Below are 19,458 nucleotides of genomic sequence, written 5' to 3' on the forward strand. Positions count from 1 at the left end.
AAAGTTAACTTGAGATAAAATTTATATCTTGTTACATAGCACAAATTTTAACGGCTACCTAGGCAAATAAGGTGAATAAACAAAATGATTTACCTATTATAATAACTTGTTGAATATGTTTTATGGGTAAGAGAAAGAGGCAAGGAGACACAAAATATTGAGTCACAGAGGTATGGCTAAATAAGAACTACACAGGATATCGTCGGAAATATTTTATTTCAATTTTTCTATCCTTAATAGCTTTAAATTATCCATTTTTGGCTAAGTTTTGCCAACTTATTCTAAATGTTTTTCCCACAAAATTTATTAATAATATTTAAGTAAATGCTTTCATTTTTTTTCAGCTAACCCTAATTATTCGATCTCACAAAAACGCTAAAAATTTAGCTTGTATAGATTCGTAATTAATTTGATACGAATACTTATTTTCCTAAACTCAACTAATAGATACTTAAAAGTCTTGTTCTACTGAATTACGGTTCAAAAATATCAGTAAGGTGTTTGAGAGAAAAAGATGTCAACAAAATCAATCTACTTGGAGATAATCAATAAATACTATAACAATTATAATTTCAGGATATATAATTAAATAAATATAATTCAAAGATATTTTTTTCCAACGTCTTTTCTTCAAAACTCAGCAATGGTAATTAAAAAACAACAACTTAGTAATATCCCAATATGGATTAAAAAGGATTAACCTACGGATTACCTGAAGTTTTCCAAGGAGTATTCTTTATGAATCGAAACCCTCTTCCTGATGATTCTATAACTATGTATAACTCACAATGGGATGCTAAAAATTTAACTTTGTTGCTTCAGGTTTTTGCTCTCATACAGTAAACATTTCACAATTCCATTACAGGACATTTTTTAATTTATCTTGTAAAACTTTTTCCCTTAACTTACGAGTTTTGTTTTGAGGATAAAACTTTAAAGCTAGCTCATATTATACCCACACTATTAGGATTTAAGGTTCCAAAACTTATAATCAATTTTGTAATAGAACGAGATGAGAATACTCCGAATAGAGATATTTAGTACAGAACAAATATATTGTTTCGATATTCCTCTTCTGATGCATACACTCTAAAAAGAATCATTGATAAAATAGACATTACACATCAGCTTTTTCGGATATGCAATCTAAGATTAATAATGATTGTTTGGTGATTAGTAAAGACTAATTTATACTTGCTATAAGAAATATATAAAAAACTTCAAACTAATAATTTATGGCATTTTTTCATCATAAATTGTGCATTATTTGCATCTAAAAAAACACATCAAAAATAATATATCTATTTACACAATCATTTACATAAAAGTGGGTCAACCTGAAAGTTCACTAGAAAATTTTTAACTGCTGTTAAATGGAAAATTATCCCTAGAAAAACCCTCTATAATGATAGCCAGTTGAACTCCTTTGTAATAATTTCAAGAATTTATAAATTTTTCTTAGTAAACCCTAATTAGGGCTAGCTGATTAGATATTAAAGCATTAACTGAATATTAGCTTTCAGGCTTTTGGGAATCGAAAAAACATTCAGTGATATGACGCCAAAAATTATCACAGAAGTTATAATATTAAGTAAAAAATAAAAAAAAATTAAGGTATAAATATATCCTTTGTATGTCCTGTATAAACTTCCTGTTCCGAACTAGATCTATTCCATGCAAAAAAACTACCAGGCGACTTTTTAGTTGTTTTTTTGAAGAAATATGTCATGTATTAATTAATTATTCCCGTGCAGGTAGTTCGAGACAAAAAACGCAGAGGCACCAGGCAAGGATAGTGGTTTAGGGTGAGTAGCGCCGAGCTTATACTTGCAAAAGATGAACCTGCTTTATAACTTTCGCTCAGTAGAAATACCCCCACAACTAAAAGCTATGGGAAACTTTAGAAATTACCTTAAAAATAACTTTTAATAAAAATGGCTCAGGCGGGATTTGAACCTGCGACCTTGGGCTTATGAGTCCCCTGCTCTAACCACTGAGCTACTGAGCCTAGTTTTTAACCATTTATAACAATAGCATAAATTATTATATTTTTGTCAATCATTTAAGAATTTTTTTTTCAAAAGATTAGTTTTCAAGCCTCATCTATAAGTTGCTGAATTTTTAGTTGTTTTTTTTGAAGACATATTTTGTCATAAATACTAGTTAATTACTTGTTCCCTGGTAGTCCGAGACAAAAAACTATACAGAGGCCAGTTATAAGTTAGGTCTAGTTGTACTATGAGACATGAACAATAGCAACATAAGAAACTTCAATCCGCCATTGGACCTCTGCTAAGTAGGTATATCCGGAGTGCCTAACGGCCGGGGAAGATTTCAAAGACTAGATTAAACCCAAATACAAACTTTACCCGTTTATTAATTCTCATTCCTATAACTATACATAGGAATTATTACACAACAGTATAGTCTCAGGTTCTCACCTCCCAGTCCCACCCTTACGCCGGACACCAGAATAATCTAAGGAGGAAATTTACCGATATCCTGTTTTTTATATTTCTGTTTGGGTTTTGATTGTGACACATCAAGTGCTGTAGCGTCTACAACCATAGATTCTTTCTGATAATTCTTTAGGGACTACTGTCACATAGTTTGATTCATCTGAACTTTTACCATTTTGATGAACAGTTCTTGTTTTCAGTCCAACATTCTCAGCTTTGAAACTTAAAATAGTTAGGAATTAACAAAAAAATTAGGTAAATAGCAGTCTCTAGGACTAGGAATGAAAAAATCAGCTTCAATATTTCAAGACTCTTATTTCAGTAGGGCCTACTTATAACCAAACTTATCCTATCCCAAATAGTTAATTTATTTACTCAATCTGTTAACAAAGAATCCTTTTGATATAAATGAAATATAAGCGCAATTAAATCGATAATAACATCAATTTTTACAAAAAGGACAAAAAATAATATTTGTAAATTAATGGGGCATTAAGCCTCATTAATTTACCGTCAATTTATCTCACGAACTGCTCACAGATTATTCTGCTAGATTTCTCAATACTCTAGCTAATTAGAGGCAATTCTAGAAGGAAGATAGGCCATAGGGTCTACTGCTCCATTCCCCTGAGGATGAATTTCAAAGTGTAAATGTGGTCCAGTGCTACGGCCTGTACTCCCCATTTTAGCGATTAGCTCACCCTGAGACACTTTTTGACCTTCTCTAACCAAAATCTCGCTGTTATGAGCATAAAGTGTGAGACTACCATTGGGATGCTTAATTTCCACTAGATAACCGTAACCACTGCCGTCCCAATCAGCATAAGTAACAATACCAGGAGCTGCTGCAACAATTGGAGTCCCAGTAGGTGCTCCTATATCAATACCCCTATGCATTCTTCCCCATCGCCAACCATAACCTGATGTAAGAATTCCTCTTGCCGGCCAGGTATACCCAGTAAATTGCATTGAGCCACCAGGTAAATAAGAATCAGGTTTACCCAAGGGTGGCAAATCTGGAGAAACCATTTTTCCGATTGAAGGATTATTAAGAATCTGCTCTGGGTTATAAGTTTCTGGTGCTGCTGCCATACGCGATGACTCTTGAGATTCACTAATTTCATCTTCTACCACAGATCCAACTGGAATATAAGTTTCTGGTGCTGTTGGTATAAGGGATGACTCTTGAGATTCAATAATTTCATCTTCTTCCATAGATCCAACCAGAACTATAGCAGTATTTTTTCTTTCTAGTCCGTTAGCTGCTATCTCTTCAGGCCATTGTCTGGTAGTGGGGTTACTAATTTCTCGTTTCTCAGTTGGCTTGAAGGATCCATTGTTAAAGTTCTGATCTATAGGAAATTGATCATTAACAGATAAATTATTTTCTGAAGATAGTGCTTCAGGTACTGAGGTATTTATTGATTCTAAATTGGTGAGCTGAGATTGTTCAAAATCTTTTTGATCATTATATTCCTGTCGTAACCTATCAATTTCTGACCTTAAACGATTTGTATAAGGATTTTCTTGATTATCAGTTATTGTTAATTCACGATCTTGAATATCTCTATCCATTAGCAATAACTGAACAGGTTGCTTGTTACTAAGATGGATTTGGTTTTCTAAATGTGTAGAAGAATTTGACCCGGATACTTTTGATGTTAGATTAGTAGGCCAGACTTTACCATTAACGAGAGGAGTTTTGGGGCTATATGTATTAACGGACTGTCTTGAAGTTATAAATTCTTTTGACTTATGATCTATTTGATAGTCTTGGTCTGTAGCTTGAGGGGAAGAAATCAGATGTGAACTGTCTTTTATTGAAGCTAATGGTTCACTTGTATTAAGTCTATTATATGATGGAGCATCAGATTCTATTATAGATGTCTTAGCTTCTGGAAAATCAAAGTGATTGTTTGTCGTCTCAAGAGTTGGTTGTACAAATTCTTGTTTTTCAGAAGAATTTGATTCTAGGTGAGTAGAGTTTCCACCTCTATAACTTGTTAGAGTTAATGATTGAGAAGGTAATTGCTGAGGAATTTTCAGTAATTTTGCAACTTCAATTCGGTCTGGATCTTGAATTTGATTAAATTTAGCCAATAATCCAACAGATACATTGTGCTCATTAGCAATTAAACTCAATGTGTCCCCAAAACGAACTTTGTACATTAATGAAACTTGTGTAGATGTTATCTCTGAATCAATAACTACTGCTTCTAGTTTTCTTCCTTCAGTTTCAATGGACTCTTGAGAAATATCTGTTTGATTCTCAGCTACTTGTTTAGTATCAGAATTATTATTTAGCTTAGGGGAAGCAATTTCTAGTGATGTTTTGGGAACAACTAAATTTTCTGATTTCTGAGATATATTTTTTTCTAGTAATTTCTTTTTTGATAAGTCAAAAGGCTTGTGTACAGGCTCAGAAACAAACTCCTCATACTTCGACTCCACCAAAATTTTTGCTGGGGGTTTTTTTTGTTCTTGAATAGGGTTAATTCCTGTTTTGAACTTCTCAAATAGCTTGAAATCATTACCCAGAGCTTTCTTACCTTGTAATTTGCCCAGAGATCCTAAAGAAGGCAACTTATTGATTTGTCCTGGTATCAACTTTTTCGGTTTAAGTTCCACAGGGGAAAAAGAAGCCCCTAGTTTTTGGCCCAAAGGTAAAACGGTTTCAGATTGAGTTACACCTGCTTCATAACTACTATTTCTTTGAGTATCTAGATATCCCAATTGTGTCAGCAGTAAACTTTTTTGGCTATTAACCCCAGCACCATTTAGTTCTAAAATTCTTGCTTGATAAGAATATGATTGAAGTTTATCTACTTGAGGAAGTTCTGCTGCTACTGCAGAGTCATCATCTCCAGGGAAGATCATGACTGATGTACCCATTGTAGTTGAGATAGCAGCAAGTCCAATCATTGCAGCTGAGGAACAAGCCTTAGTACTATCTACATTTGTTTGTTTGAGCTGTTCCATACTTGCTTTTGTGTGAAGTTCACACTGAGCAACAGACTTAGTTTGATTCGGAAATGTTCGTTTCATAGAACGACCTCCTATTGAAAAACGTTTAAATGTCTTAAGCCTTATTTATTAAGAATGATCTGGGTCACTTAAGTTTATATGTCCAGATCACTTTTAGTTAGAGACTTAGGCTAGGTTATCTTGCTTTGAGAAAAAAAGCAAGGATAATTTTAACTGAATTTTCATGTTATGAGCAAAATTAAAGAAAATAATTAACTTTTGATGAAGTATCAGCCTATTATAGAGCCTAATTTTTGAATCTAGTTTTCTATTACTCTATTTTCTATTGATAATTAGTCCAGTTATTTTTTTCTATATTTTCTTTTGTTTACTTCTACATAAAGAACCCTCTACTTTTGCAGGAGGATTTCAGGAAGAAATATAATCTAAATTATTGGTATACAACAACTTGTTGTTTTTAACAATTGCTAGAGTAATAAAAATTTTTTATATGTATAGACTGAGGTTTGCCAATCAACTATCAAAGTCTTGGTAAATGAAGGTTTTAGTCTTGGGCCGTAGAAAAAAGTCTGAGCTTTTCTGTAGCTCTTGCTCAGATAAGTTAGCATTATGAACAAAATAATTTTAGAAGGCAGCAAGGGACAAATTAGATATGACTACCTCCTCTATAATTTAATCTTCCTACTAAGTGTATAAACGCCCTTATGCAATGATCCTACCTACTCCCCTTACTTCTTCAGGAAACCCTAGAGTAGAGATCACATAACAGTTCTTATGGTAGCTGTGTAGAAAAATCTGTAGAATTGCTCAACAGCTCCACAGGGATTTTAATTTTTGAGTAATAAAATTAAGATTCTAACTCAGATAACCCAATTGACGCCTGGCCTCAAACAAACCTAACGCAGCACTTACAGAAAGATTTAAACTACGAACGTTTGGCTGAGTCATTGGTATATATAAAGTTGCACTACAATAGTTCAAGACATCTTTTGGTAGTCCATTAGTTTCGGAACCAAATAATAGCCAATCATTTGTTTGATATTGAAATTTGGTATAATTTAATTTTCCCATCTTACTGAAGCCAATGAGTCTTCCACCAAGTTTATGGTGATAGACTTTAAACTCTGCCCAGTCATTGTGATAGTTAAGTTTGACATAAGGCCAGTAGTCTAAACCAGCACGTTTCAAATAGCGATCGCTAATTTCAAAACCTAAAGGTCCGACTAGATGTAATTCGGTTTTGGTAGCAGCACAAGTACGAGCAACATTACCTGTATTTTGGGGAATTTGTGGATAGACTAGGACAATATTAGGCATGAAACGAATGAAATATTTTGACGTCCATCAAATCAGAACGAGTAAAAAGGTTTATTGATGGATATATATTTTGACAGGGAATCAATTAGGGCCGCTTTAACAAATCAGGAGATTCAAAATCCCAAGTAGAAACTTTCAAAAAACTATATAGGTTTTGATCCAGTCAACCCTTTTCTGATTTTTTGGGAGCAAACCCTAATTAATTAAGGGTAGCTAATTAATCTCAAAAACTTATATAATCAGTATTTGAAGCATTTTTATCAAAAATTGTGCTTAAAGTTGCATAAATTATAAATCAAAAACTAAGGCATCTATTTTATATGGGCTAGTGCGACTCGCTGGCCACTAAACCAGGAAACTGGGTATAAATGGCCGTTCTAAATCAATACATAGGACACCCCGATTTGGAATAACTCTTATTACCTTGATAGTGTAATTCTATCCACCTTGTTGTTGGGTTGACAGCATAGGCCACAGGGTAGCGACTGAACATCAATCCCTGAAGCTGGTCTAAAAGCGGGAAAATACCAGTTACCGAGGAACGATACCGCAAGCAAAGGTTGACAAGTGGACGAACAGGAAGGTAATTAAACTCTCGTAAATTGAAACCGTTCCTAAGGTAGCTATGGGATGTAGGACGAAAGTCAGAGGGTTAATGGACATAATTATTAGTTCGATTATGTCAACAACCATATTAATCCCTCCGGGAGATTTTACCCCACTAAATCAATCGTAATAAAGGAATAAGGGAACGAGGAAACCTCTTTAAGACACCTAAGTAAATAGGTCGAAAGCTTAGGAAGCCATTCAAGGTTAATCTACACAAAGTTGTAGGTTTTAAGGAGAGTAGGATTGAGTAAGAAGCATATTATGCAGACGTACTCACTGTTAGACGTAATATAGAGTAATGATTAGTCATGAATAAAGCTGAAATACTAAAAAGAAAATTGGACAATCCAAGGCCCTTTTCAAGTGTGGCATGGGACACGTACGATATACCTAACCAGGTTTGTGTTAATCCCAATCTCAAATGGAAAGACATCAACTGGAAAAAGGTAGAAAAGTATGTGTTTAAGTTACAAAAGTTAATCTATAGAGCATCCAGCCGTGGCGAAATCCGCAAAATGCGTAAATACCAAAAACTTCTGACCAAAAGTTATTATGCAAGGTTGCTAGCTGTTAGGCGTGTGACTCAGGACAACCAAGGAAAGAAAACTGCTGGTATAGATGGTATAAAAAGCCTTCCCCCAATGCAGAGGTTGAACCTGGTAGAAATGTTAGGGTCACGATTTCTTAAAGCAAGCCCAATCCGTAGAGTCTGGATACCAAAACCAGGTAGAGAAGAAAAACGTCCACTAGGCATACCCACTATGTATGATAGGGCACTTCAAGCACTGGTAAAGTTAGGCATGGAACCAGAATGGGAAGCACTTTTTGAACCTAATAGTTATGGTTTTAGACCAGGACGGTCAACATACGATGCTATTGCAGCAATCTATGTCAGTATTAACCACAAACCAAAATATGTTTTAGATGCTGACATATCCAAATGTTTTGACCGAATTAACCATGATGCACTGTTGGGAAAAATAGGAAAATCCCCATATAGAAAATTAGTTAAACAATGGCTAAAATCCGGGGTATTTGACAATAAACAATTCTCAAACACTGTGGAAGGTACACCACAGGGAGGGGTAATATCACCCTTGCTAGCAAACATCGCCCTACACGGTATGGAAAAATGCCTAGAAGATTATGCAGAAACCCTCCCAGGGACAAAGCGTGATAATCAAAGAGCATTATCCTTAATACGATATGCCGATGACTTTGTAATCCTACATAAAGACATCAAAGTATTGTTACAAGCAAAAACTGTAATACAGGAATGGTTAAACCAAGTAGGGTTAGAACTAAAACCAGAAAAAACCAAAATTGCCCACACTCTGGAAGAATATGAAGGAAATAAACCCGGATTTGACTTTCTAGGATTTACAATAAGGCAATGGAAAGGTAAGACAACCAAACAAGGATTCAAAACACTGATTAAGCCATCATCTAAGAGTATTAAAACTCATTATCGGAAGCTGGCGGATATAGGTGACACCTACAAAACCGTCCCTACAAAAGCTCTAATAGCTAAACTTAATCCGGTAATTAGAGGATGGGCCAACTACTTTTCCACCGTAGTCAGTAAAGAGGTATATAATAAATTAGACTACCTTCTATGGGAAAGATTAGGTCGATGGGCAAGTAGACGGCATCCAAACAAGTCAGCCAAATGGGTCAAGAATAAGTATTTTCCTCGCTGCAAAGTCACCAGAAACTGGTTACTTAACGACGGCGAATATATACTTAACCAACACTCAGACGCTGCCATAAAAAGGCACGTCAAGGTAAAAGGCAATAAATCCCCATTAGACGGTGATTTGACTTATTGGAGTAGTAGAATCGGCAAACACCCAGGTGTAAGGAAAGAAGTCACAACGCTGTTAAAACGGCAAAAGAATAAATGCGCATTTTGTGGACTAACCTTTAGATCAAATGACCTCATGGAAATAGACCATATAAAACCAAAGTCTGAAGGCGGTGATAACTCAATTAAAAACAAGCAACTGTTACACCGACATTGCCACGATACTAAAACTGCTTTAGATAATAAAACATACACAAAACCTAAGTTACAGGATTTACCTGATGAATACCTATGGGTAAATGATATGTTAATTCTAAAACAGGGATGTACCTATGAAAAAGGACGTTTAGGAGAGAAGCCGGATGAGGTGAAAGTCTCACGTCCGGTTTTGAAGACGAGTCGGGTAAGGTAACTTACCTGGCGAATGTTTAACTTTACTTCAGTTGTGGGCTAACCTGATACCGGACTAGAAAATTTTAAACTTTTGTTGAATGTCCAATTATCCACATACCAATTTCTAGAGAATAATGGCTAGCTTTAATTCCTTGGTCTTAATGGACTAATGAAGCCGAATCTGGAATTAATTTTTTATTATTGAGCAGATCCAGAATTGTTTTTCATAATAGCACTGGGAGCCTGAGTAGGAATGAAAAAAACTAGGGATAAGTAATAGAAAAACAGCAGAGCAAATTATAGAAAACTCTGATTGACAAGAGTTATATCACTCAAAAATACTATATAAATGAAGCTGTATTGTTAAACATTCGCCAGGTAAGTTACCTTACCCGACTCGTCTTCAAAACCGGACGTGAGACTTTCACCTCATCCGGCTCCTCTCCTAAACGTCCTTTTTCATAGGTACATCCTTGTTTTAGAATTAACATATCATTCACCCACAGGTATTTATCAGGTAAGTCCTGTAACTTGGGTCTTGTGTATGTTATATTATCTAAAGCAGTTTTAGTATCGTGGCAATGTAGGTGTAACAGTTGTTTATTTTTAACTGTGTTATCACCGCCTTCAGATATTGGTTTTATATGGTCAATTTCCATGAGGTCGTTTGATCTGAAAGTTAGTCCACAAAATGCGCATTTGTTCTTTTGTCGCTTTAACAGCGTTGTGACTTCTTTCCTTATGCCTGGATGTTTACCAATTCTACTGCTCCAATAAGTCCAATCACCGTCTAATGGGGATTTATTACCTTTTACCTTGACGTGTCTTACTATAGCAACGTCTGAGTGCCGGTTAAGTATATATTCGTCGTCGTTAAGTAACCAGTTTCTGGTGACTTTGCAGCGAGGGAAATACTTACTCTTGACCCATTTGGCTGACTTGTTTGGATGCCGTCTACTTGCCCATCGACCTATCCTTTTCCAAACTAGGTGGTCTAACTTTGAAAAGGTTTCTTTACTGACTACAGTGGAAAAGTAGTTGGCCCATCCTCTAATTATCGGATTAAGTTTAGCTATTAAAGCTTTTTTAGGAGCAGTTTTGTGGTTATCACATATATCCGCTAGCCTCCGATAATGAGTTTTTATACTCTTAGAGGACGGTTTTATCAGTGTCTTAAATCCTTGTTTGGTTGTCTTGAATTTCCATTGCCTTATTGTGAATCCTAGGAAGTCAAATCCAGGTTTGTTACCTTCATATTCTTCCAAAGTGTGGGCAATTCTGGTTTTTTCTGGTTTTAGTTCTAATCCTACCTGGTTTAACCATTCCTGTATTACGGTTTTTGCTTGTAACAATATTTTGATGTCTTTGTGTAGGATTACAAAGTCATCAGCGTAACGTATTAGGGACAATGCATGTTTATTATCACGTTTACTCCCTGAAAGAGTTTCGGCGTAATCTTCTAAGCATTTTTCCATACCGTGTAAGGCGATGTTTGCTAGTAAGGGTGAGATAACCCCTCCCTGTGGTGTACCTTCCACAGTGTTTGAGAATTGTTTATTGTCGAATACTCCAGATTTTAACCATTGTTTGATTAATCGTCTGTAAGGTGTTCGCCCTATTTTTCTCAATAGTGCATCATGGTTAATTCGGTCGAAACATTTGGATATGTCAGCATCTAATACATATTTTGGTTTTTGGTTAATACTGACATAGATTGCTGCAATAGCATCATGTGCTGACCTCCGGAAAAGACCATAACTGTTAGGCTCAAAAAGTGCTTCCCATTCTGGTGACCTACCTAACTTTACCAGTGCTTGAAGTGCCCTATCATACATAGTAGGTATGCCTAATGGGCGTTTTTCTTCTCTACCTGGTTTTGGTATCCAGACTCTACGGGTTGGGCTTGCTTTAAGATATTGTGACTTTAACATTTCTACCAGGTTCAACCTCTGCATTGGGGGAAGGCTTTTTATACCATCTATACCAGCAGTTTTCTTTCCCTGGTTGTCCTGAGTCACACGCCTAACAGCTAGCAACCTTGCATAATAACTTTTGGTCAGAAGTTTTTGGTATTTACGCATTTTGCGGATTTCGCCACGGCTGGATGCTCTGTAAATTAACTTTTGCAACTTAAATACATATTTTTCTACCTTCTTCCAGTTGATGTCCTTCCATTTAAGATTAGGATTGACACTACATAGGTCCGGTATATCGTTTGTATCCCATGCTACGCTTAAAAATGGTTTAGGATTTTCTAAATTTCTTTTTAGGGTTTTAGCTTTGTTCATAGCTAGTCATTACTTTACATTACGTCTAACAGTGAGTAAGTCTGCATCTGCAATGCTTCTTACTCAATCCTACTCTCCTTAAGACCTACTAATTTCGTGTAGATTAACCTTGAATGGCTTCCTAAGCTTTCGACCTATTTTACTTAGGTGTCTTAAAGAGGTTTCCTCGTTCCCTTATTCCTTTATTGCGATTGATTTAGTGGGGTAAAATCTCCCGGAGGGTTTGATATGGTTGCTGACATAGACACATTAATATCTATGTCCATTAACCCTCTGACTTTCGTCCTACATCCCTTAGCTACCTTTGGGATGGTCTATAGTGTCGAGAGTTTGATTACCTTCCTGTTCGTCCACTTGTCAACCTTTGCTCGCGGTATCGTTCCTTGGTAACTGGTATTTTCCCGCTTTTAAGCCAGCTTCAGGGATTGATGTTCATTCGCTACCCTGTGGCTTATGCTGTCAACCTAACAACAAGGTGGGTGGAATTTCACCACCAAGGTAATAAGAGTTATTCCTAAGTCGAGGGTGTCCTCATGTATTGACTTGGAACGGTCATTTATACCCAGTTTCCCGGTTTAGTGACCAACGAGTCGCACTAATGCTTCTATATTGGTTCTTTTGATAAAAATATGTGCGTTATGGGCGTTAATAAAATATTCTTATGTTGTCAAAACGAAGGGTTAAAAAAAACAAAATGCGAAGGAAAAAAACTTAGAAAAAGACAAGAATCAAGTTCAATTAGTGTCTGGATGGAATTTATGCTAATGCTGATATCATCTATCCCACAGACTAAAATATCCTCAAGTTAATTGATAATTTTCACTGAAAAATCATAGGTGTTCTTGGAGGATAACAAAAAATTATAACTAGCACTATAAATAATGGTATATAGGATTGTTCAAGGAAAGGTCGGTACAGTTTTTTTCTTTTTTTCTATACCCTGTTTTCCTTGCTTACTAATATTTAAGGGATGTTGCATGGGTATTCCCTACTAAAACAAATAAATTTTGTACCGATTCAGTGTGGGAATTGCTATACTTAATTAGTAAATAAGAGTCTATTGAAATAGTAAAAATATAACTATTGCAGGGAATGTTTATGGGTACTTTGGCAAAACATAAGCTCTCAAATAGCATCAAACGGAAATCTTGTCTAAGAGAGTCCCTTGAAGAAAAAATGAATCCTTATCTATCTTTGTTTTTTTTGAGCCATTTTTAGCAATAGCTGTGTATTTCCCTTACTCCAAAAGCGTGATTAATACAATTTTCGTCCTTTAAAAATACCAAAGTACCCCTTAGGAATTTCCCCGCACAGGAACGAGAAAAAATAAATAGTGGTATGATCAAAAATCTCTGGTTATGCAACCATTGATTGACACAATTTCTCTTCTAACTCTTCTTCTTGTTGTGCCATTTCTAAAGTTGCGGTTTTAATTACACTTTGAATGTCCAAACTACTCTGATATTGCCGTAACAATTTTTGTGCTGTATTACCTTCGCGAAGAATTTTTTTAATAGGTGAAAGAAAGCAGCTAAAACCACGATTTTTAGCGTAAGGTAAAACCTGTTGATAGATTTCCTCTATCCATTGTCTGGCTAGAATATTTCTACCGTCTTGCCAATGGCAGAGTTTAGCTTCTAAGCTATTATGAGCTACTGCAGTTTCATTATGATTTGCTAAAGCTACTAAGTCTTGCGAACTCTTAGTTCCAGGAAAATTACTTTTTTCTAATGGATCAAGATGAGGCTGATCAAATAATTGCCATAAACGAGCTTCTAAAAAGGCAACTAGGGCTAGTTGGATAACTGGGTTGTCTACAAAGTCACAGATTCTTAGTTCTAAGCGATTAAGATTATAAGGACGACGGTCCCCATTAGGGCGCACAGAAGACCAAAGATGACGGACATTTTGCATAAGACCTGCTGCAATTTGCTCTTCAGTCCATTTTATGAAATGACTATGACTTTCAAACAGAGGGACATCAGTTGGAGTTTTAGGAAAAGTAGCCCAACGAGTAGAGTGAAACCCTGTAACTTGAGTATCTAAAAAAGGAGAAGAGGCACTAAGAGCTAAGTATAAGGGAGCTTCCATCCGAATTAAGCGAATAGCCTGCATCAGTAATTCTGGGTCACTAATACCAATATTGATGTGAATACTGGTTGTAACAATTTTGGTAGAGTAGGTTTTCTCTATATATTTGTAATATGGGTTGTTTGGGTCAGAAGGATAAAAAAGATTACTATTTCCAAGGGATAAGGTGCTTCCTGGAATTATAGTATAATCTCCTAAAGTGGTTAAGTATTTTCGCAGTTCTCGTCTTGGCTTGACTAGAGCACATAAGAGTCGATCATAGCTACACAATGGTGCAGTAGTGTACTCTACAATTCTACTATCTGGTTCTCTAGCAAACCCCTCTAATTTTTCCACAATTTGCTCTGAGAGGCCAACTATGTTTCCTTGGGATGTGCCAGTGTAGATTTCTAGTTCAAGTCCTTTTGATAGCAACACGACAGGCTCCTGAATCTAATTTATTGATATTTTTTATCCTATCGCGTATTTGTACTTTAGTAAGTTATGATTTTAGTTTTATTGAAAGTTGGGAACTTGATATTTAATGAAAGCTTCATTGTCAATAAGTTGGGGATAATTTTCTTGAAGTTATGACTTTGTTTAATATAAAACTTTTGACTTTATGGCTTGGACTTGATTTTAAAATTAAGTTAGTTTTATTAAAATTATAATTAAATAATGACTGTATTCTATATTCTAATTAACTATAGATTGAAATTCACTGGAAAAATGTCTTCTTGTTCTTGCTGTTGAAAGATGTAATCAAAGTCAAATCGTAAACCTTTCACGTGGCGAGTGATGATGAAACCACATTTATTAACTTTCTCAGAAGTAAAAGTTTCTATGATTAACTTTACTAATTTTTTAGGGGATATCTCAGGTATTTGTACATAGTAATCTCTTTTAGCAAAAAATATACTTTTATCTTTAGGTACTATAATACTATTAACTTGATGGGCAGATTGAATAGGCTTTATATATGTATTAATAAAGGTTTCTTGATTTGTCTGAAGCCGAGCTAGTCTCTCGTGTTGTATCCAACTCATTGTGAACATAATTTTAATGAACTCAAATCCTAATATGTAGTTGAATATTTGATTTCTTTTTTCTGTATTCATGACTAGCTTCATGGCAGACTCTAAATACTGTTGAGTTTGAATATGTACATTCTGAGTTACATGAAAATAGTATAATCTAATGTACCTTCGAAGTACGTGTTCATTGATTTTTGTTCTGGCATGAAAATGTCTAAGATATTTGTTAACTCTGTTAACTGTATCTATATCTTGTAGCATTTTTATTGCTAAACCATCTGCTATATAATCATCTAAAAATTCTGCTTGTTTCTCAGGAGAAGAAGCACACAAAATATAGGAAAATGATAAAACATAACGACGTTGATGCCAAGGTAAGCTAGCTGCCCATTCCTTCACTTCTTGAGGAAGTTTTTCTAAGATACCATCTTCTTTATTTGGCTCTAGAAATTTTTCTTGATACTTATCTGTATGATTCTTCATTGGTATCCTTTTTAATTAGTATAAATATTGATATAATATGTCTTATTACTTTTTGTGTTAAGGATCACATGAAAATAATTTTCTTGTCACAAGTCATAGTGAGTGTTAATCACAGAAAAGTTGAGATATAATCATATAAGATAGTAGATGATGATTCCATGCTATAAATAGTCTAAATTTCATAATTATAGCTGCTTGAAAAGAAGATTATGGAAAAAAATTATATGATAATTTATCGTCAAGAATTGTTATTTTTTTTGACTATGTGCTCAACCTTAGATGTATTTTAATATAATAAAATGCTAGAGTTCATATGTCAAATTTATCAATATAGAAATCCTCTTTTTATTTGGTCCAAAACATTGTTATTTTTTGAGAATAGGGAATAAAAATATAGTAAATGGCTAATAATGTGAGAATTTATGTTTAGTTTTTTTAATTGTGAAAACTGCTTGATATGATCCCCATAGTAAATGCTATAAAATTTGAGGACGGAGAGAATATACTTATCTAAATAATAATAATCTAGTTATCCCAAATAATTGATAAATAAATCTAGAGAATAAAGTTTATTTTTAACTTTATAAACTTCCTCTGTACTTTATTATGCAATTTATTTATTGGTAAATTACTATATAAATTTAAACTAAATTATCAAATATCAGTGTTTTAGTTTCCCTAATTATTCTTGCTTAACTTTAAATAACCGTGATTTTAGCTCGCGATGACTAGGAAGTGCTATGGCTGGAAAAAATCTATAACGATAGATAAAAAGTATGAAAATCTTATGCCTTGTTCCTAATATTCAGTTAAATAAAAATTACTGACGTAGGTTGTATTCATGAACGAGGTCAAAAAAACGTGATTTTAGAGAACAGGTTAATGGAGCAGAAAAAATAGTGAATTATTCTGATTAATTTACTAATATAAATACAGAAGTTTATCAAATATCAAAAAATGAGCTTAGACTATCTGTTTATTATAGTAAATAAGAATAAGTATAAGTTGACAAAAACAGTAAATTCAAACTAGGAGACTGCAGATGTTTAACTCTACTGAACTTTTGATTGATGCTTTCATACAACGGCTGATAAGTGGCTATAGTCATACTTATGGTGGATATAAGCCAGATTATTCTGATATTATCGCCTGGGCAGCTGGAATGGCATTGGAAAATATTGCTAACAGTGATGCTCTTTATCACAATGTGGAACATACGGTTCTTGTAACTTTAGTGGGACAAGAAATTTTACGAGGGAAGCATATCCGTGAGGGAGGGGTATCTTGTGAAGATTGGTTACATTACCACATTTCTTTACTTTGTCACGATATTGGGTATGTCAAAGGTGTATGCCGTCAAGATCGAGAGGATTTAAGGTTGTATGCTACGGGAGTAGATAATATGAAGGTGTCTTTACCAAGAGGTGCTACAGATGCTAGTCTTACTCCCTATCATGTTGATCGAGGTAAGCTATTTATTGATGAACGTTTTGGAGGTCATAAGTTAATTGAGGCAGAAATGATTAAGCATAACATGGAACTGACTCGTTTCCCAGTACCAGCAGATAAGGATCATCAAGATAAGAATAACTATCCTGGTTTAGTGAGGGCTGCAGATTTAATTGGTCAGTTGAGTGACCCCCGCTATTTACAAAAAATTAGTGCCTTGTTTTATGAGTTTGAGGAAACAGGTCAAAATAAAGTACTAGGATATAATAATCCTGGGGATCTACGTCAGGGTTATCCTAAGTTTTATTGGAATGTAGTTTATAGTTACGTTAAAGATGCGATCGGTTATTTGAATTTGACTCAACAGGGAAAACAAATTATAGCTAATCTAAATGCTAATGTATTTAGAGTCGAACATGATAATTCTTTACCGGAGATAGCATTTATCAGGTAAATAGGCTCTTGAAACAATTTAGGCAGTTGTTAGTAGGGAAACTGGGTTTATATATCTGCTAAGGATGGGAAACCCGGTTTTTTTCATGATCAGGACTTATGCAGACTCCCTATATATAAGGTATTGCTCACTGAGTGGCAAGGTGGCTAAAGGCTATATATAGAATCAAATTTGTTAATGCAGCACCGCCCCGTCTATTCTCAATAAGGGTTACTTTTCTTTTGAGGTATTCTTCAGTTTTAAGAGGCAAGTTCTTCTCTACATATAGCTTTCAACTGGTTTTTCAACTGGTGAGAGAACTTTGCTCTAAAGGTACGAGGAAAAAGTACAAAGTTCTTAGCTATTGGTATGAAAAAATTCAAGAAGAAATAATATAGAATATAAAGATTGAAATGGCTATTGATTTTAATAATACAAGTCAACTAAATTTTAAGGGTTTTATTAAGGTGTTTAAATCTCTTGGTCTTATGGGTGTTGTTATGGCGATCGCTGGGCTAGCTATTTACCCATTAATTAATAACAAGTCTCTTAATAACATTAAAGCTCAGGTAATAGAAACAAGGACTCAGTTTCAACAACCTTTTTTATCTCCAGCTTCTTATACTATTGTTATGGGTAAAAGTGACCGTGAGGTAGCAATTAAATTTGATAATCAAAACTCAGATTTACATCTTAAAAATATTGGTATTGATGATGATAATTGTCTACTAAATGGAGGTAGAGTTAATTGTGTATTACAAGTAGCTTATCAGTCTAAAATAGAGCTAGTACAAGAAACTAATAAGTCTACTAATGAGACTAAATTTAAACAGCTAAAGTTTGACTTTTTGAATATAAAAATTACTGAAGATACAATAGATATGTTAATAGTAACTATTGGAGTTATTTTAGTTTTGTTATTAGGTAAAAAAGTTAGTAGTAACAAGTAATTTATCTGACTTGGGAAATATTACTACTATAGTAATAACAATTATTGCTGTGAAAATATGATAGTGATGTTAGTAATAATTAAGTTTATAAATGTAAAAATTATCATAAATTTTGATTTTTTTTTACAGAAACTAGCATAATTAAGGTTCATATTTTTACTACTTATACAGCATATTTTTGCTATGTAAATACAGAATAAATAGTAAAAAATATTTATTTGAGGCATCTTGCTTCTCTGGGTATGCTTGATAAGAAGGTAAATATCTATATAATTATTGGATTATTATGTAATAAATTAAAAGCTTATCAATTTAATTTAAATATCTGTGTTTTTTTATATATTTTGTAGTTTTATTTTTACTAGACCATGTATCTTTTAAGTAATATATATCAAAAAAAATAACTAATTATAGTATTGACAATTTCATATAACAGCACTCTAAATAATGCGTGCCTCCGTGAGTCCTGATCAAACATGCTTTCTCTAATTTATACTTAGAATTCTCTATGACTAACCCTTCTCATAAACTTTTTATGAATATCCTTACCTTCTGGTTTGGAGATATCAACTCCGATGGAACTGTTTCTAAAAAAATAGCTGCACGCTGGTATCGAAAAGAAAAAAGTTTTGACAAGGGTTTGGGAGTCTATAAATAAGTCTAACATTTCTAATTGGACAGTTTCTCTAGTAGGGAAACTTGCTTTAGTCATTGTGTTAGATCAATTCTCTCGAAATATGTTTAGAAATTCACCAAGATCATTTGAGAAAGACTCTTTTGCTCTAGAATTAACTCTATGTGGGCTGGAGCAAAAAATGGATCAACAATTCAAACAAATTGAGCGTCAATTTTTCTATATGCCTTTGATGCATTCTGAGAATATAGAGCATCAAAAAATATCTATCCAATGTTTTGAAAGGCTTGTGGCAGAAAGTACTGGTTCTCTTCAAGACAGGTTTAAAAATACCTTACGTTATGCACATCTTCATGAAGAAATTATTCAACGTTTTGGTAGATATCCACATCGAAATGAGATACTTGGGAGAAAGTCAACGTCAGAAGAAGTTGTATTTCTCAAGCAGCCTCATTCTAGGTTTTAGTTTAATTTGTTGGTCTTTTTTTTGCTCAAAATAAAATGGTGGAACGCTCAGGTAATTTGCACAATGATGGTAAGTTTATATATA

General features: G+C 34.2%; 9 protein-coding genes and 1 tRNA gene. 4 read left to right on the plus strand and 6 right to left on the minus strand.

Translation table 11 applies throughout. The features are described 5' to 3' along the window. Positions 1–1,935: 1,935 nt before the first annotated feature. The 3 genes from TERY_RS01080 to TERY_RS01090 all read right to left on the minus strand — a co-directional run bounded on the left by TERY_RS01080 (position 1,936) and on the right by TERY_RS01090 (position 6,761). Positions 1,936–2,008: transfer RNA gene (locus tag TERY_RS01080), tRNA-Met, on the minus strand. 1,021 nt (positions 2,009–3,029) lie between these two features. Beyond that, on the minus strand, positions 3,030–5,504 hold the full coding sequence (locus TERY_RS24600) for a peptidoglycan DD-metalloendopeptidase family protein (protein ID WP_011610120.1): 2,475 nt from the start codon (positions 5,502–5,504) through the stop codon (positions 3,030–3,032). Between the two features lie 795 nt (positions 5,505–6,299). After that, a complete protein-coding gene (locus TERY_RS01090; protein ID WP_011610121.1) occupies positions 6,300–6,761 on the minus strand; it encodes a TrmH family RNA methyltransferase in 462 nt (153 codons plus the stop codon). A 917-nt stretch (positions 6,762–7,678) separates the two neighbouring features. On the opposite strand from TERY_RS01090, the gene ltrA (TERY_RS01095) reads away from it, so the two are divergent. Further along, entirely contained in the window at positions 7,679–9,586 is a 1,908-nt protein-coding gene (ltrA, locus tag TERY_RS01095; protein ID WP_011610122.1) for a group II intron reverse transcriptase/maturase, read from the plus strand. A gap of 364 nt (positions 9,587–9,950) precedes the next feature. Here ltrA (TERY_RS01095) and ltrA (TERY_RS01100) read toward each other — a convergent pair whose 3' ends face one another. The 3 genes from ltrA (TERY_RS01100) to TERY_RS01110 all read right to left on the minus strand — a co-directional run bounded on the left by ltrA (TERY_RS01100) (position 9,951) and on the right by TERY_RS01110 (position 15,442). Beyond that, positions 9,951–11,855 carry a group II intron reverse transcriptase/maturase gene (gene ltrA, locus TERY_RS01100; protein WP_011610123.1) on the minus strand — a complete coding sequence of 635 codons (1,905 nt, stop codon included), beginning with the start codon at positions 11,853–11,855 and terminating at the stop codon, positions 9,951–9,953. Between the two features lie 1,356 nt (positions 11,856–13,211). After that, the gene (gene gshA / locus TERY_RS01105; protein WP_011610124.1) at positions 13,212–14,363 is read right to left on the minus strand and encodes a glutamate--cysteine ligase; all 1,152 of its coding nucleotides are present in this window, start codon (positions 14,361–14,363) and stop codon (positions 13,212–13,214) included. Positions 14,364–14,629: 266 nt separating this feature from the next. After that, positions 14,630–15,442, minus strand: coding sequence for a hypothetical protein (locus TERY_RS01110; RefSeq protein WP_011610125.1), 813 nt, complete (start codon positions 15,440–15,442; stop codon positions 14,630–14,632). Between the two features lie 1,042 nt (positions 15,443–16,484). On the opposite strand from TERY_RS01110, the gene TERY_RS01115 reads away from it, so the two are divergent. The 3 genes from TERY_RS01115 (at position 16,485) to TERY_RS26895 (ending at position 19,374) form a co-directional block, all read left to right on the plus strand. Further along, positions 16,485–17,345, plus strand: coding sequence for an Npun_R2479 family HD domain-containing metalloprotein (locus TERY_RS01115; RefSeq protein ID WP_011610126.1), 861 nt, complete (start codon positions 16,485–16,487; stop codon positions 17,343–17,345). A 392-nt stretch (positions 17,346–17,737) separates the two neighbouring features. Beyond that, a complete protein-coding gene (locus tag TERY_RS01120; RefSeq protein WP_011610127.1) occupies positions 17,738–18,274 on the plus strand; it encodes a hypothetical protein in 537 nt (178 codons plus the stop codon). Between the two features lie 629 nt (positions 18,275–18,903). Beyond that, entirely contained in the window at positions 18,904–19,374 is a 471-nt protein-coding gene (locus TERY_RS26895; protein ID WP_011610128.1) for a DUF924 family protein, read from the plus strand. Positions 19,375–19,458 lie beyond the last annotated feature (84 nt).

This window comes from Trichodesmium erythraeum IMS101, assembly GCF_000014265.1.
GTDB lineage: Bacteria > Cyanobacteriota > Cyanobacteriia > Cyanobacteriales > Microcoleaceae > Trichodesmium > Trichodesmium erythraeum.

Bases quoted from the DNA above. Each gene is read 5' to 3' on its own strand.
- TERY_RS24600 (WP_011610120.1), bottom strand. From the start codon at position 5,504: ATGAAACGAACATTTCCGAATCAAACTAAGTCTGTTGCTCAGTGTGAA.
- TERY_RS01090 (WP_011610121.1), bottom strand. From the start codon at position 6,761: ATGCCTAATATTGTCCTAGTCTATCCACAAATTCCCCAAAATACAGGT.
- ltrA (WP_011610122.1), top strand. From the start codon at position 7,679: ATGAATAAAGCTGAAATACTAAAAAGAAAATTGGACAATCCAAGGCCC.
- ltrA (WP_011610123.1), bottom strand. From the start codon at position 11,855: ATGAACAAAGCTAAAACCCTAAAAAGAAATTTAGAAAATCCTAAACCA.
- TERY_RS01110 (WP_011610125.1), bottom strand. From the start codon at position 15,442: ATGAAGAATCATACAGATAAGTATCAAGAAAAATTTCTAGAGCCAAAT.
- TERY_RS01115 (WP_011610126.1), top strand. From the start codon at position 16,485: ATGTTTAACTCTACTGAACTTTTGATTGATGCTTTCATACAACGGCTG.
- TERY_RS01120 (WP_011610127.1), top strand. From the start codon at position 17,738: ATGGCTATTGATTTTAATAATACAAGTCAACTAAATTTTAAGGGTTTT.